Source organism: Amycolatopsis minnesotensis (assembly GCF_039529815.1).
Taxonomy (GTDB): Bacteria; Actinomycetota; Actinomycetes; order Mycobacteriales; family Pseudonocardiaceae; genus Amycolatopsis; species Amycolatopsis minnesotensis.
The window spans coordinates 80,528-93,816 of sequence record NZ_BAAANN010000014.1 but is presented as its reverse complement, the minus strand read 5'-3'; the positions used below and the strand labels follow the sequence as shown (position 1 = coordinate 93,816).

Genomic DNA, 13,289 nt, shown 5'->3' with positions numbered 1-13,289 from the left:
CTTGTTCTCCCGGAGCGGACAGGGGCCTACAGGGCGCTCGCCAGCTCCTCCGACGTGGTCACGGGCCGGTCGCACACGTAACCACGGCAGACGTACGCGGCCGCACCGCCGTCGACGAGCGGGCGATCAGCCAGCAGCGGCACGCCATCGGGGGCGCCTGCCAGCACGATGCCGCCGCCGTGGACCTCGCGCGCCGCGACCGAGAGCAGCTCGGCGCGAGCCTGTTCGGTGGCGCCGACGATCGCGACCTGCACCGGACCGGCCAGCAGCGCCTCCGCGACGGCGAGCCAGTTGCCCGCGAACCTCGGCACCCTGGCCGCGAGCTGCCCGGCGCGGGCCACCGCGCGTTCGGCGGCTTCGCGGTAGTGCGACGCCTGGCTCGGCCCGGCGAGCGCCGAGGCGGCGACCAGCGCGGCGGCCAGCGCCGACGCCCCGGACGGGCTCGCGTTGTCACCGGGGTCGCCGGGGCGGTGCACCAGGAGTTCCGCGTCGTCGGCGGTGTCGTGGTAGGCGCCGGGCACGTCGTCGTTGGCGAACCGGACGAGCGCGACGTCCAGCAGTGCCGTCGCCTCGTCCAGCCAGTGCGCCGCACCGGTGGCCTGGTGCAGTGCCAGCAGGCCCTCGGCGAAGCACGCGTAGTCCTCCAGCACACCCGCGGCCTCGCCCACCACGCCGTCCCGCGAACTGCGGCGAAGCCTGCCGTCGACGAGATGGGTGCGCAGCAGGAAGTTCGCCGCGTCGGCCGCGGCGGAGACCCAGCCCTGTTCCCCGAGCGCGATCCCGGCTTCCGCGAGCGCGGTGATCGCGAGGCCGTTCCACGCCGCGATGACCTTGTCGTCACGACTCGGCTGAGGGCGGAGTTCCCGCACGGCGAGCAGGCTTTCCCGCACGCGTTCGAGCCGCTCGGCGTCTTCCGGGTCTCGCAGCAGGCGCAGGGTCGACGTGCCGTCCTCGAAGTTTCCCCGCTCGGTCACGGAAAAGACCTCCGCCGCCCACTTCGCGTCGTCCTCGCCGAGCACCTCGCGGAACTGCTCCGGCGTCCAGACGTAGGTCAGCCCTTCGACACCGTCGGTGTCCGCGTCGAGCGAGGAGATGAAGCCGCCGGCCGGTGCGGAAAGGCCGGTGCTCAGGAACGCCGCCGTGCTCCGCGCGGTGCGGAGCGCGAGCGCCGAGCCCGTCCGCCGCGCGAGGTGTGCGTAACACCGAAGCAGCAAAGCGTTGTCGTACAACATCTTCTCGAAGTGCGGCACCTGCCAGTCGCCGTCGACCGAGTACCGCGCGAACCCGCCGCCGAGCTGGTCGTGGATCCCGCCGCGCGCCATCGCTTCGGCCGTGCGCTCCACAATGGACAGCGCATCGGCGGAACCGGTGCGCTCGTGCGCGCGGAGCAGGAACTCCAGCACCATCGACGGCGGGAACTTCGGCGCGTCGCCGAAACCGCCGCGTTCGGAGTCGGCTTCCGAAACCAGGCCGCGCACCGCTTCGTCGAGCACGCCCGCGTCCACAACGGACTCTTCGAGCGGCTTGGTCTGCGTGACGAGCAGTTCGGTGATCCTGCCGGCGCCCTCCCGCAGCTCGTCCGGGCGCTCCTGCCACGCCTGCGCGACGGCCACCAGCAGGTGCGGGAACGACGGCATTCCCGGCCGCGGCGACGGCGGGTAGTAGGTGCCGCAGTGGAACGGCTCGCCGTCCGGGGTGAGGAAGCAGGTCATCGGCCAGCCACCCTGCCCGGTCATCGCCTGCGTCGCGATCATGTAGACGGCGTCGATGTCCGGCCGCTCTTCGCGGTCCACTTTGATGTTGACGAAGTTCTCGTTCATCAGTGCCGCGGTTTCGGCGTCCTCGAACGACTCGTGCGCCATCACGTGGCACCAGTGGCACGCCGCGTAGCCGACGGAAAGCAGGATCGGCACGTTCCGGCGCTTCGCCTCGGCCAGCGCTTCGGCACCCCATTCGCGCCAGTCGACCGGGTTTCCCGCGTGCTGCAGGAGGTACGGGCTGGTCGCGGACGCGAGTCGGTTCGGCATGCCTTCAGGGTCCCATTCCAAAACCACCTGTGCGCGGCGGGCCGCTTTGACACACTGAGCCGGTGTTCCTGATGATCAGCACCACCCACCGGCCCGCGACCGATCTCGGTTTCCTGCTGCACAAGCACCCCGGCCGGGCGCAGTCGTTCCCGATCTCGGCGGGCACCGCGCACGTGTTCTACCCGCGTGCCACCGAGCAGGAGTGCGCGGTGGCGCTGATGGTCGAACTCGACCCGATCGCGATGGTGCGCGACCGGCGCGGCGGGCTCACCCAGTACGTCAACGACCGCCCGTACGCGGCGGGCTCCCAGCTCGCCGTCGCGTTGCGCGCGGTGTTCACCACCGCGATGACCGGCCGCTGCGACGCGCGTCCCGAACTGGCCGGGCAGGCGATCCCGTTGACCGTCCGCGTGCCGTCGCTGTCCGCGCGAGGTGGCCTCGAACTCGTCGAGCGCCTGTTCGCGCCGCTGGGCTGGACCGTGTCCGGCACCGTCGCACCGCTCGACCCGGAGTTCCCCGAGTGGGGTGAATCCCGGTACGTCGACGTGACGCTCACCGGCACGATCCGCGTCGCCGACGCACTGCGCCACCTGTACGTCCTGCTGCCCGCGCTCGACGGCGCCAAGCACTACTGGGTGAGCCAGGACGAGGCCGACAAGCTGCTGCGCATGGGCGAGGGCTGGCTCGGCGAGCACCCGGAACGCGACCTGATCACCAAGCGGTACCTCGTGCACCGCCGCGCCTACGTCGACTACGCGCTCGAACGCCTCGCCGAATCCGAGCCCGATGCCGAGCCGGAGGAGCCGCTCGTCACCGAGGCACCGGACCAGCCGCAGCCCTTGGCTGTGCAGCGCCAGGGCACGGTGCTGGCGACGTTGCGCGGGGCGGGGGCGCGGCGCGTGCTCGACCTCGGCTGCGGCGGCGGCGCGCTGCTGAAGGTGCTGATGTCGGAACCGTCGTTCACCGAGATCGTCGGGCTCGACGTGTCGGCTCGCGCGCTCGACGTCGCCGAGCGCAAGCTGAAGCTCGACCGCGTGCCCGAGCACGCGCGCGGCCGCGTCGCGCTGCGGCAGTCGGCGCTGACCTACGCGGATCCGTCGCTGGCCGGGTACGACGCCGCCGTGCTGATGGAGGTCATCGAGCACCTCGAGGAAGACCGCCTGCCCGCGATGGAGCACGCGGTGTTCTCCGTCGCGCGTCCGGGCACCGTCGTGGTGACCACCCCGAACTCGGAGTACAACGTGCGCTTCGAAACCCTGCCGGCCGGGACGTTCCGGCACGGCGACCACCGTTTCGAGTGGACGCGCGCGCAGTTCCGGTCGTGGGCGTCCTCGGTGGCCGCGCGCAACTCCTACGACGTCAGGTACCTGCCCGTCGGCGTCGAAGACCCGGAGGTCGGCCCGCCGACCCAGCTCGCCGTTTTCACCGCGAAGGAGGGTGCGGCATGAAGCTCACCATTCCCGACATGTCGCTCGTCGCGCTCGTCGGCGCGTCCGGCTCCGGCAAGTCGACGTTCGCGCGCACCCATTTCGCACCGTCGCAGGTGCTCTCCAGCGACACCTTCCGCGGCATGGTCGCCGACGACGAAAACGACCAGTCGGCGTCGAAGGACGCTTTCGAAGCACTGCACTTCGTGGCGGGCAAGCGGCTCGCGGCCGGCAGGCTGACCGTGGTCGACGCGACCAACGTGCAGCAGCACGACCGCGCCGACCTGATCCGGCTCGCGAAGGAGCACGACGTGCTGCCCACCGCGATCGTGCTCGACCTGCCGGAGCGGCTCTGCGTGGCGCGCAACGCGTCGCGGCCGGACCGCGACTTCGGCGCGCACGTGATCAAGCGGCACCGGCAGAACCTGCGCCGATCGCTGAAGTCCTTGCAGCGCGAGGGTTTCCGGCGGGTGCACGTGCTGCGGAGCGAGGAAGAGGTCGCCGGGGCCGAGATCGTCATCGAACCGCTGCTCAACGACCGGCGCGAGCTGACCGGGCCGTTCGACGTGATCGGCGACGTCCACGGCTGCCGCGAGGAACTGGAGGAACTGCTCTCCGCGCTCGGGTACGCGCCCGGCACCGGGCATCCCGGCGGCCGGACCGCGGTGTTCGTCGGCGATCTCGTCGACCGCGGCCCGGACACCCCCGGCGTGCTGCGGATCGTGATGGACATGGTCGAGCGCGGGCACGCGCTGGTGGTGTGCGGCAACCACGAGCAGAAGCTGGTGCGGGCGCTGCACGGGCGGCGCGTCCAGGTCTCGCACGGGCTCGCGGAGTCGCTGGAACAGCTCGCCGCCACCGACGACGAATTCCGCGCGAAGGTCGACGCGTTCTGCGACGGCCTCATCGCGCACTACGTGCTGGACGGCGGAAAGCTCGTCGTCGCGCACGCCGGGCTGCCCGAACGGTTCCACGGGCGCGCTTCCGGGCGGGTCCGCAGCACCGCGCTGTACGGCGACACCACCGGCGAGACCGACGAGTACGGCCTGCCGGTGCGCCTGCCGTGGGCACGGGACTACCGAGGCGAGGCGATGGTCCTCTACGGACACACGCCGACCCCGGACGCCGAATGGGTCAACGGCACGATGTGCCTCGACACCGGCTGCGTGTTCGGCGGCAAGCTGACCGCGCTGCGCTATCCGGAGCGCGAGGTCGTCTCGGTCAAGGCGAAGAAGGTCTGGTACGAGCCGGTCAAGCCGCTGCTGCCCGCCGAGGACCTGCCGCCGTCGGCGACCCGTCAGCGCGAACCGGCGGTGCTGGAGCTGGCGGACGTCACCGGGAAGCGGATCCTGCAGACGCAAGCTCACGGGCGCGTCGGCGTGTCCGCGGAGCAGTCCGCGGCGGCACTGGAGGTGATGAGCCGGTTCGCGACCGACCCGCGCTGGCTGCTGTACCTGCCGCCGACCATGGCGCCCAGTTCCACGTCCACTGTGGAGGGTCATCTCGAACACCCGGAGCAGGCGTTCGCCGAGTTCCGCTCGGCAGGCGTCCAGTCCGTGGTGTGCGAGGAAAAGCACATGGGCTCGCGCGCGGTCGTGGTCATCTGTCGCGATGAGACGGTCGCGCCGCGGCGGTTCGGCGTCGACGGGACCGGTGTCGTCTACACGCGAACCGGGCGCCCGTTCTTCCGGGGCGGCGAGTCCGCAGCGTTGCTCACGAGGGTGCGCGACGCGGTGACGGTGGCGGGCCTGTGGTCCGAACTGGACACCGGCTGGCTCCTGCTGGACGCCGAGCTGATGCCGTGGAGCCTCAAGGCGGGCAAGCTGATCGCCGACCAGTACGCGTCGGTGGGTGCCGCCGCGCAGGCCGCGCTGCCGGTCGCCACCGAGGCGCTCGCCGAGGCGGCGTCACGCGGCGTGGACCTGGGCGAGCTGCTGGACCGCACGCGCGCCAGGAAGTCCACTGTGGACGCCTACCGCACCGCGTACCGGCGCTACTGCTGGCCGACCGAGGGCCTCGACGGCGTCCGGCTGGCGCCGTTCCAGGTGCTGGCCTCCGAGGGCGCGTCCCACCACGAGCGCCCCCACGCGTGGCACCTCGCGCTCGCGGAACGGCTGAGGACGGCGGATCCCGCGCTGTTCACGGCGACCAGGACCCTTTCCGTGGACACCACGGACGAGGACTCCGTCGCCGCGGGCACCGCGTGGTGGCAGGAGCTGACCGCGGCGGGCGGCGAGGGCATGGTCGTCAAACCGGCGGCGAACCTCACACGCGGCACGCGGGGTCTCGTGCAGCCGGGCGTCAAGGTGCGCGGGCGGGAGTACCTGCGGATCATCTACGGCCCCGACTACACCGTCGAGGAGAACCTTTCGCGGCTGCGGACCCGGAGCCTCGACCGCAAGCGCGCGCTCGCGTTGCGGGAGTACGCGCTGGGCCTGGAAGCACTGCAGCGGGTCGCGCGCGCCGAGCCGCTGTGGCGGGTGCACGAATGCGTGTTCGCCGTGCTGGCCCTGGAATCCGACCCGGTCGACCCGCGACTGTGATCCGCCCCAAGGCCACCTTCGACCCCGAAGGTGGCCTTGGGGGAATCTGACGCCCCAATCTCACCCTTCACGACACGCGACACGGCGACGCCGATGCCCTGAAGGGCGCCTTCGCGGCGTCACATTCCCCCAAGGACGCCTTCAGGACACCCACGCGCTCGATCTCTGGTGAGATGGCTGGCGGAAACGCGAAGCCACCCGGAAAGCCGCCCGAGGGCTTGATCCCTGAAGGGCACCTTCAGGGAATCTGACGCCCCAATCTCACCCCTCACGACACGAGGCACGGCGACGCCGATGCCCTGAAGGGCGCCTTCGCGGCGTCACATTCCCCCAAGGACGCCTTCGGGACATGCAGGAGTGCGAGCCCAGGTCAGGCGTGGTCGGCCTTTTCGGGCTTCGACGACGAAGGGGCCTCGTCCGGATCATCCGCCTTCGCGGGCTTCTCCGGCTCCGGGTCAGCCGCGACCTCGGCGACCTCGGCGGAATCGCCTTCGGCTCGAGCCGCGGTCTCCGCGTCCTCTTCCTTGTCGAAGCTCGCGGGCACGCGCTTGAGGTGCTTGGTCATGGACCGGACCAGGAACGCGACCGCGACCAGGAACAGGATCAGGATGAGCAGGCCGGTCGGGGAGGACTTGCCGAAGTCCTCCCCCTGGCCGCCCTTGTCGCCGCCGGGGTTGTTCGGCTGCTGTGCCAGCGCGGTCGCGGCGGCCGTGACGGGCACCGCGACCGCAGCGGGCAACGAAAACGTCATGTGGCCACCTTCTCACGAACCCCCGCGAACAGGTCGTCCTCCGGGAGCGTGCTGTCGACCAGCGACCGGACCAGCTCGTACTCCTCGGTCGACCACGCCTCGCGCTGCATCTCCAGCGGGACCGCGAACCACCTGCTGTCCGGGTCGATCTGGGTGGCGTGCGCCTTCAGCGCCTCGTCCCTCGCCTCGAAGTAGTCGGCGCATTCGACCCTGGTGGTGACCCGCTCCATCACGTCGGGGCGGTCGGCGTCCCACTTGTCGAGCCACTCCTGGTACGGCGATTCGAGCCCGGCCTCGGTGAGCACCCGGTGGAACGACTCCATCCTCGCCCGCGAGAAGCCGTGCATGTAGTACAGCTTCAGCGCCTGCCACGGCTCGCCCGCCTCGGGGAACTTGTCGGGCTCGGCCGCGGCGTCGAAGGCGGCCATCGACACCTCGTGGGTGCGGATGTGATCGGGGTGCGGGTAGCCGCCGTTCTCGTCGTAGGTGAGGATCACGTGCGGCCGGAACTCGCGGATCACGCGCACCAGCGCCTCGGTGGGCTCCTCCAGCGGGACCACGGCGAACGAGCCCTCCGGCAGCGGGGGCAGCGGGTCGCCCTCCGGGAGCCCGGAGTCGACGAAGCCGAGCCAGCGGTGCCGCACGCCGAGGATCTTCGCCGCGCGCGCCATTTCCTCGCGCCGGATCTCGGTCATGTTCTCCAGCACGTCCGGGCGGTCCATCGCCGGGTTCAGAACACTGCCTGCCTCGCCGCCGGTGCAGGTCACGACCATCACGTCGGCCCCTTCGGCGACGTACTTGGCCATCGTGGCCGCGCCCTTGCTCGACTCGTCGTCGGGATGGGCGTGCACAGCCATCAAACGCAGGCGGGGTCGCCCCGCCGCTCCCAGATCGTCAGCAGTCACCATGGCCGCAACGGTCCCTTCCCGGTTCGTATTCCTCGCCCCCGCGCTTCTCGCCCCCGCGCCGGCGGGGATACTGGAGACAATCGGGCGGGGCGCTCACCCCGCCGTCCGGCTCCATTGTCCTCGCCACCACGACAAGACCGATGGGAGGCCCGCCGTTGGCCACCGACCAGGCCACCCGCGCCGCCACTGGCACGGAACTGGGCGACCGCTACGGCCGTGCACGCACCCGCACGTCGAAGAAGTGGCGGAAGTGGCTGTACGGCGCGATCGCGCTGGTGGTCAGCGGGATCGTCACCTGGGTGGCGTACCTGAACCTCGGCGCGGCGCCCATCGACGCCGAACGCGCGGGCTTCGAGGAGCTTCCCGGTGACGCCATGTCGATGACGCTCCAGGTGACCAGGGACGAGCCGGGCAAACCAGGCGTCTGCGTGGTACGGGTGCGTGACAAGGCGGGCGCGGAGAGTGGCCGCCGGGAGGTGTTCGTCCCACCCGGCACCGATACCGTCACCACCGTGCGGACGACGATCAAGAGCATCGGCAAACCGGTCACGTCCGACGTGTTCGGGTGCTCGTACGAAGTACCCGCGTACTTGTCAAGCGAGTAGCGGCCAACGGGGTGAACGAAGCGCCCGGCGTCCGAAATGCGGACAACTGAGCGGCGTTGACCTGCTCAACCGTGTTATCCTGATCTACCGGCACGGCCCAAGACGGGCCGTGTTTTTCCTTTATCCAGCCGCGTGGGCTCGTTCCGCGCGGCCGCCGGCTTGCATACCCAAGCCTGGCAGGCACAACGAGGAGATGGTGGCCGTGAGCGACACCAAGGTGACCTGGCTGACTCAGGATGCCTACGACAGGCTCAAGCACGAGCTCGACGAAGCGATCGAGAATCGTCCGGTCATCGCTGCGCGCATCAACGACAGCCGCGAAGAAGGTGACCTGAAGGAGAACGGGGGCTACCACGCCGCCCGTGAAGAGCAGGGTCAGGCCGAGGCCAGGATCCGCCACCTTCAGGAACTGCTTCGCAACGCGAAGGTCGGCGAGGCGCCGGCCAACGACGGCACCGCGGGCCCCGGCAAGGTGCTGACCGTGCGCTACGACGGCGACGACGCGGACGAGCAGTTCCTGCTCGCAACTCGTGAAGAGGGCGCCGAAGGCGGGCTCGACGTGTACTCGCCCGACTCCCCGCTCGGGAAGGCGCTGCTCGGCGCCAAGGAGGGCGAAGCCCGCGAGTACGAGCTGCCCAACGGCAGCAAGCAGAAGGTCACCCTGGTCAAGGCCGTCCCCTACACGGGCTGACGAAGGCGGGATGCGCGCCCGGTTCATGGCCGGGCGTGCATATTTCCCGCTGGTTTCGCTCACGGGGACACCGCGCCCTCGTGCCGCACGGACGTTGTCCCGAACCGGGGAACGAGGGAAGGGACAACGTCCATGAGCGCCGAACCGATCTGCGTCACCTGCGGCATGCAGTACACCGCGGCGCGCGAGGACTGCCCGATCTGCGAGGACGAGCGGCAGTACGTGCCCGCCGCGGGGCAGCGGTGGACCAGTCTCGACGAGATGCGGGCGAGTGGCGAGTACGCCGCCCGGATCGGGGAAGAGGGCCCCGGGCTCCTCGGCATCGGCACCCAGCCGCGGTTCGCGATCGGCGAACGCGCGTTGCTCGTGCGCGCCGCGTCCGGCAACTTCCTGTGGGACTGCGTCGCCTACCTCGACGACGAGATCGTCCGGCGGGTCACCGAACTGGGCGGGATCACCGGCATCGCGATCTCCCATCCGCACTACTACACGACGATGGTCGAGTGGGCGCGCGCCTTCGACGTGCCGATCCACCTGCACGAGTCCGATCGCGAATGGGTCGGGCGGCCGGACCCGTCGATCGAGTTCTGGGGTGGGCGCACGAACCGGCTCGCCGACGACCTGACACTGGTCAACCTCGGCGTGCACTTCGCGGGTGGCACCGTGCTGCACTGGCACGAGGGCAAGGGCGCGCTGCTGTCCGGCGACATCGTGCAGGTCATCCCGGACCGCGAGTTCGTCGCGTTCATGTACAGCTACCCGAACCTGATCCCCGAGCGCCCCGAAATCGTGCGGCGGGCCGGTGAGCTGCTGGAACCGTACGAGTTCGACGCCATTTACGGCGCGTGGTGGGACTCGGCCATCCCCGCCGGCGGGCACGACATCGTGCGGCGGTCCGTCAAGCGCTACCTCGACCACGTTCGCTGAGGCGCACCCGATAGCGCAGGTGCAGCACCCGGTTGCCCTGGATCAGCACGTCGGGATCCTCCAGCAGGTGCTGCGCGTCGACCGACCCGAAGTAGCGCTTGCCGGACCCGAACACCACGGGTACGACGTCCATGCGCACCTCGTCGATCAGGCCCGCGGCAAGCGCCTGGCCACCGACGTCGCCGGCGGCGACCTCGACCGTGCGGTCACCCGCGAGCTCCTGCGCCTTGGCCATCGCTGCCTCGACGCCGTCGACGAAGTGAAACGGCGCCCCGGGGTCCCAGCCCTCGGGCGCCGGCCGGTGCGTCACGACGACCACGTGGTCGATCCCGCCCGGAGGCTTCCCGTCCCAGCCCTCCGTCATGTCGAAGACGTGGCGGCCGGCGATTGTCACCCCGATCTGGTCCCAGTACGCCCGTGTGTAGTCGTAGGACGTCCGCGACACCTTCAGCCCGCCGCTTTCGTCCAACGGGACGTCACCGCTGGACAACCAGTCGAACAGCGGTCCTGGCTGGTCGTGCTCGTCCGCGATGAAGCCGTCCACCGACACCGAGCTGTACATGACCACCTTGCCCACGAGGCCCTCCTTTGCTTGGGGTGCCCCAAATTAGCGCGTCGCGAGCTGCGGCTCTTGTAAGAATTCAATCGGCAGGCAGCGGCCAGCCGTCCAGCGTGTGGCCGGGATGTTCGCGCAGGAACCGCCGCCGGACTTCGACGTACCGGGTCGGCGTGAGCCCGGTGAACGCCCGGAACTCGTGGCCGAAGTGGGCCTGGTCGAAGTAGCCCGCGCCACCGGCGAGCTCGCCCCAGTCGACCGGTCCGGCGGGGTCGATCGCGAACACGGTGGCGGCGAAGCGGCAGGTGCGGGCCAACCGCTTCGGCGTGACGCCGACGAGTTCCTTGAACCGCTGTGCCAGATGAGTGGTGCTGACACCGGCTGCCGCGCTCAGTTCGCCGATCGCCACCGCCCCGCCGGCCGCCGCGATGACACCGCTCGTGTGGCGGACCAGCCCCAGTCCCGCGGTCTCGCACAGCCGTCGCATCAGCTCCTCCTCGAGCAGCGTCAGCATCTCGTGCGGGCCGCCCGCGGTGGCCAGCCGGTCGCGCAGCTCAGCGACGGCGGGCCGGCCCCAAACCTGCTCCACCGTCACCGGCCGGTCGCACAGTTCGGCCGCGGGCATCGGCAGGAACGGCGCCGGCCCCCACGGTTTGAAGTGCACGCCGACGGACCGGGTCCGGGGTGGGTAGCCGAACTCCCACGCGCGGGTGGGCATGGTGACCACGCAGCCGTCGGCGTACTCGGCCGTCTCGGTGCCGGTGCCGGCGCGGATGCGGAACGGCGCCCCGAGGTTGACGATGAGCAACGCCGACGGCGCCGCCGGCAGCGTCAGCCGGGCGTACGGCGCCGCACCTTCCAGGTAGTAGAGGTCGTCGATCAGCCCGTCCAGCGGCGGTCGCGGCACTCTGGACACGTACTCCACGCGTACAGCATCGCCGACGCCCCGCCGGCCTCGCGCGCGGGGAAGCGGCAGGCGAAGGGTTCAATCGCGGGCGGTGCGCTCCAGCAGCGGGCGCACGCGCGGGCGGACGGGGGTGGACAGCGCGATCGACGTCGAGGTGCGCAGCACGTCCGGGACACCGACCACGTCGTCGATCACGCGCTGCAGGTCGTCGTTGTCGCGCGCCACCATCCGCACGAACAGGTCGCCCTGGCCGGTGGTGGCGTGCACCTCGCACACCTCGTCGATCGCGGTGAGCGCCTCGGTCACCTCGGCGCGCCTGCCCTGCCGGATCTCGAGCACCGCGAACGCGGTCAGCCCGTACCCCATCGCGGCCAGGTCCAGCTCGGGCGGGAATCCGCCGAGCACGCCCTTTTCGGTCAGCCTGTCGAGCCGCGCCTGCACGGTGCCCCGCGCGACGCCGAGCCGCCGCGCGCATTCGAGCACCCCGAGGCGGGGCGAGTCGGTCAGCAGGAGCAGCAGGCGCGCGTCCAGTGCGTCGAGTGCCATGAAATCCTCCTACACACATTGCCCACCCTGACCGGTAATCCCGGTGCGTAACTAGCCATACTGCCCAGCAATTATTGCATCTATTGCTCATCTTGCCCGCCCCGTGGATTCTGCGAAGTACCGCACACACCACCACAGGGAGGCCGCCATGACGCAGACCCTCGGATCGGGAGCTTCGGGTTCCGGGCTCGACGACGTCAGCTACGACCAGCTCCGTCAGCTCGTCGGACTCGTCGACCACGACGCCTCCGCCGACCCGTTCCCGGTCAAGGCCATGGACGCGGTCGTGTTCATCGCGGGCAACGCCACCCAGACCGCCTGGTTCTACCAGGTCGCGTTCGGGATGCGGCTCGTCGCGTACTCCGGCCCGGAGACCGGGAACTTCGAGCGCAAGGCGTACGTGCTGAAGTCCGGCTCGGCGCGGTTCGTGATCACCGGCGGCGTCCAGCCCGACTCGCCGCTGCTCGACCACCACCGCCGCCACGGCGACGGCGTCACCGACCTCGCCCTCGAAGTGTCCGATGTGGACAAGTGCATCGCGCACGCGCGGGCGCAGGGCGCCACCGTGCTGGAGGAGCCGCACGACGTCTCCGACGACCACGGCACGGTGCGCATGGCGGCCATCGCGACCTACGGCGAAACCCGCCACTCGCTCATCGACCGCTCGCGCTACAACGGTGTCTACCTGCCCGGCTTCGAGCCGAAGGAAAGCACCGTGAAGCGGCCGGAAGGCGCGCCGAAGCGCCTGTTCCAGGCCGTCGACCACTGCGTCGGCAACGTCGAGCTCGGCAAGATGGACTACTGGGTGGACTGGTACCACCGCGTGATGGGCTTCGTGAACATGGCGGAGTTCGTCGGCGACGACATCGCCACCGACTACTCGGCGCTGATGAGCAAGGTGGTGTCCAACGGCAACCACCGCGTGAAGTTCCCGCTCAACGAGCCCGCGATCGCGAAGAAGAAGTCGCAGATCGACGAGTACCTCGAGTTCTACGGCGGCGCGGGCTGCCAGCACATCGCGCTCGCCACGAACGACATCATCGCCACCGTGACGGCCATGCGCGCCGCGGGCGTCGAGTTCCTGGAGACCCCGGACTCCTACTACGACGACCCCGAACTGCGGGCGAGGATCGGCGAGGTGCGGGTGCCGATCGAGGTGCTGAAGGAGCACCGGATCCTGGTCGACCGCGACGAGGACGGCTACCTGCTGCAGATCTTCACCAAGCCGATCGGCGACCGCCCGACCGTGTTCTACGAGATGATCGAGCGCCACGGTTCGCTCGGCTTCGGCAAGGGGAACTTCAAGGCGCTGTTCGAGGCGATCGAGCGCGAGCAGGAGCGCCGCGGCAACCTCTGACCCCCTCTTGTTCGATGCCCCGAAGGCGGCCTTCGGGGACCTGA

12 protein-coding genes are annotated in these 13,289 nt (G+C 70.4%); 6 read left to right on the top strand and 6 right to left on the bottom strand.

What is annotated here, in order from left to right; translation table 11 throughout:
* Window positions 1-26: 26 nt before the first annotated feature.
* Complete coding sequence (locus ABD256_RS19140; protein ID WP_344420158.1) at window positions 27-2,027, bottom strand: thioredoxin domain-containing protein; 2,001 nt, start codon at window positions 2,025-2,027, stop codon at window positions 27-29.
* 62 nt (window positions 2,028-2,089) lie between these two features.
* Between ABD256_RS19140 and ABD256_RS19135 the strand changes: the two genes are divergently transcribed.
* Entirely contained in the window at window positions 2,090-3,475 is a 1,386-nt protein-coding gene (locus tag ABD256_RS19135; protein WP_344420155.1) for a 3' terminal RNA ribose 2'-O-methyltransferase Hen1, read from the top strand.
* Window positions 3,472-5,997 (top strand): polynucleotide kinase-phosphatase, encoded by a 2,526-nt coding sequence (locus tag ABD256_RS19130; RefSeq protein ID WP_344420151.1) that lies wholly within the window; start codon window positions 3,472-3,474, stop codon window positions 5,995-5,997. The genes ABD256_RS19135 and ABD256_RS19130 overlap by 4 nt, the downstream gene beginning before the upstream one ends.
* Before the next feature lie 370 nt (window positions 5,998-6,367).
* Here the strand turns inward: ABD256_RS19130 and ABD256_RS19125 are convergent, their stop codons facing one another.
* Both ABD256_RS19125 and mca read right to left on the bottom strand, forming a co-directional pair.
* A complete protein-coding gene (locus ABD256_RS19125) occupies window positions 6,368-6,748 on the bottom strand; it encodes a hypothetical protein (RefSeq protein ID WP_344420148.1) in 381 nt (126 codons plus the stop codon).
* The gene (gene mca / locus ABD256_RS19120; RefSeq protein WP_344420146.1) at window positions 6,745-7,656 is read right to left on the bottom strand and encodes a mycothiol conjugate amidase Mca; all 912 of its coding nucleotides are present in this window, start codon (window positions 7,654-7,656) and stop codon (window positions 6,745-6,747) included. The genes ABD256_RS19125 and mca overlap by 4 nt, the downstream gene beginning before the upstream one ends.
* Window positions 7,657-7,796: 140 nt before the next feature.
* Between mca and ABD256_RS19115 the strand changes: the two genes are divergently transcribed.
* The 3 genes from ABD256_RS19115 to ABD256_RS19105 all read left to right on the top strand — a co-directional run bounded on the left by ABD256_RS19115 (window position 7,797) and on the right by ABD256_RS19105 (window position 9,879).
* A complete protein-coding gene (locus ABD256_RS19115; RefSeq protein WP_425546470.1) occupies window positions 7,797-8,261 on the top strand; it encodes a DUF4307 domain-containing protein in 465 nt (154 codons plus the stop codon).
* Between the two features lie 193 nt (window positions 8,262-8,454).
* Window positions 8,455-8,952, top strand: coding sequence for a transcription elongation factor GreA (gene greA, locus ABD256_RS19110; RefSeq protein WP_344420140.1), 498 nt, complete (start codon window positions 8,455-8,457; stop codon window positions 8,950-8,952).
* A gap of 132 nt (window positions 8,953-9,084) precedes the next feature.
* The gene (locus ABD256_RS19105) at window positions 9,085-9,879 is read left to right on the top strand and encodes an MBL fold metallo-hydrolase (RefSeq protein WP_344420137.1); all 795 of its coding nucleotides are present in this window, start codon (window positions 9,085-9,087) and stop codon (window positions 9,877-9,879) included.
* Here the strand turns inward: ABD256_RS19105 and ABD256_RS19100 are convergent.
* The 3 genes from ABD256_RS19100 to ABD256_RS19090 all read right to left on the bottom strand — a co-directional run bounded on the left by ABD256_RS19100 (window position 9,851) and on the right by ABD256_RS19090 (window position 11,888).
* Window positions 9,851-10,456: a dihydrofolate reductase family protein gene (locus ABD256_RS19100; RefSeq protein ID WP_344420134.1), complete on the bottom strand. Its 606-nt coding sequence runs from the start codon at window positions 10,454-10,456 to the stop codon at window positions 9,851-9,853. The genes ABD256_RS19105 and ABD256_RS19100 overlap by 29 nt on opposite strands.
* A gap of 64 nt (window positions 10,457-10,520) precedes the next feature.
* Complete coding sequence (locus tag ABD256_RS19095) at window positions 10,521-11,342, bottom strand: helix-turn-helix domain-containing protein (RefSeq protein ID WP_344420515.1); 822 nt, start codon at window positions 11,340-11,342, stop codon at window positions 10,521-10,523.
* Between the two features lie 78 nt (window positions 11,343-11,420).
* Window positions 11,421-11,888, bottom strand: coding sequence for an Lrp/AsnC family transcriptional regulator (locus ABD256_RS19090; protein ID WP_344420131.1), 468 nt, complete (start codon window positions 11,886-11,888; stop codon window positions 11,421-11,423).
* A 148-nt stretch (window positions 11,889-12,036) separates the two neighbouring features.
* Here ABD256_RS19090 and hppD point away from each other — a divergent pair, with 148 nt between their 5' ends.
* Window positions 12,037-13,245: a 4-hydroxyphenylpyruvate dioxygenase gene (hppD, locus tag ABD256_RS19085; RefSeq protein ID WP_344420128.1), complete on the top strand. Its 1,209-nt coding sequence runs from the start codon at window positions 12,037-12,039 to the stop codon at window positions 13,243-13,245.
* The last annotated feature ends 44 nt before the right edge of the window (window positions 13,246-13,289 follow it).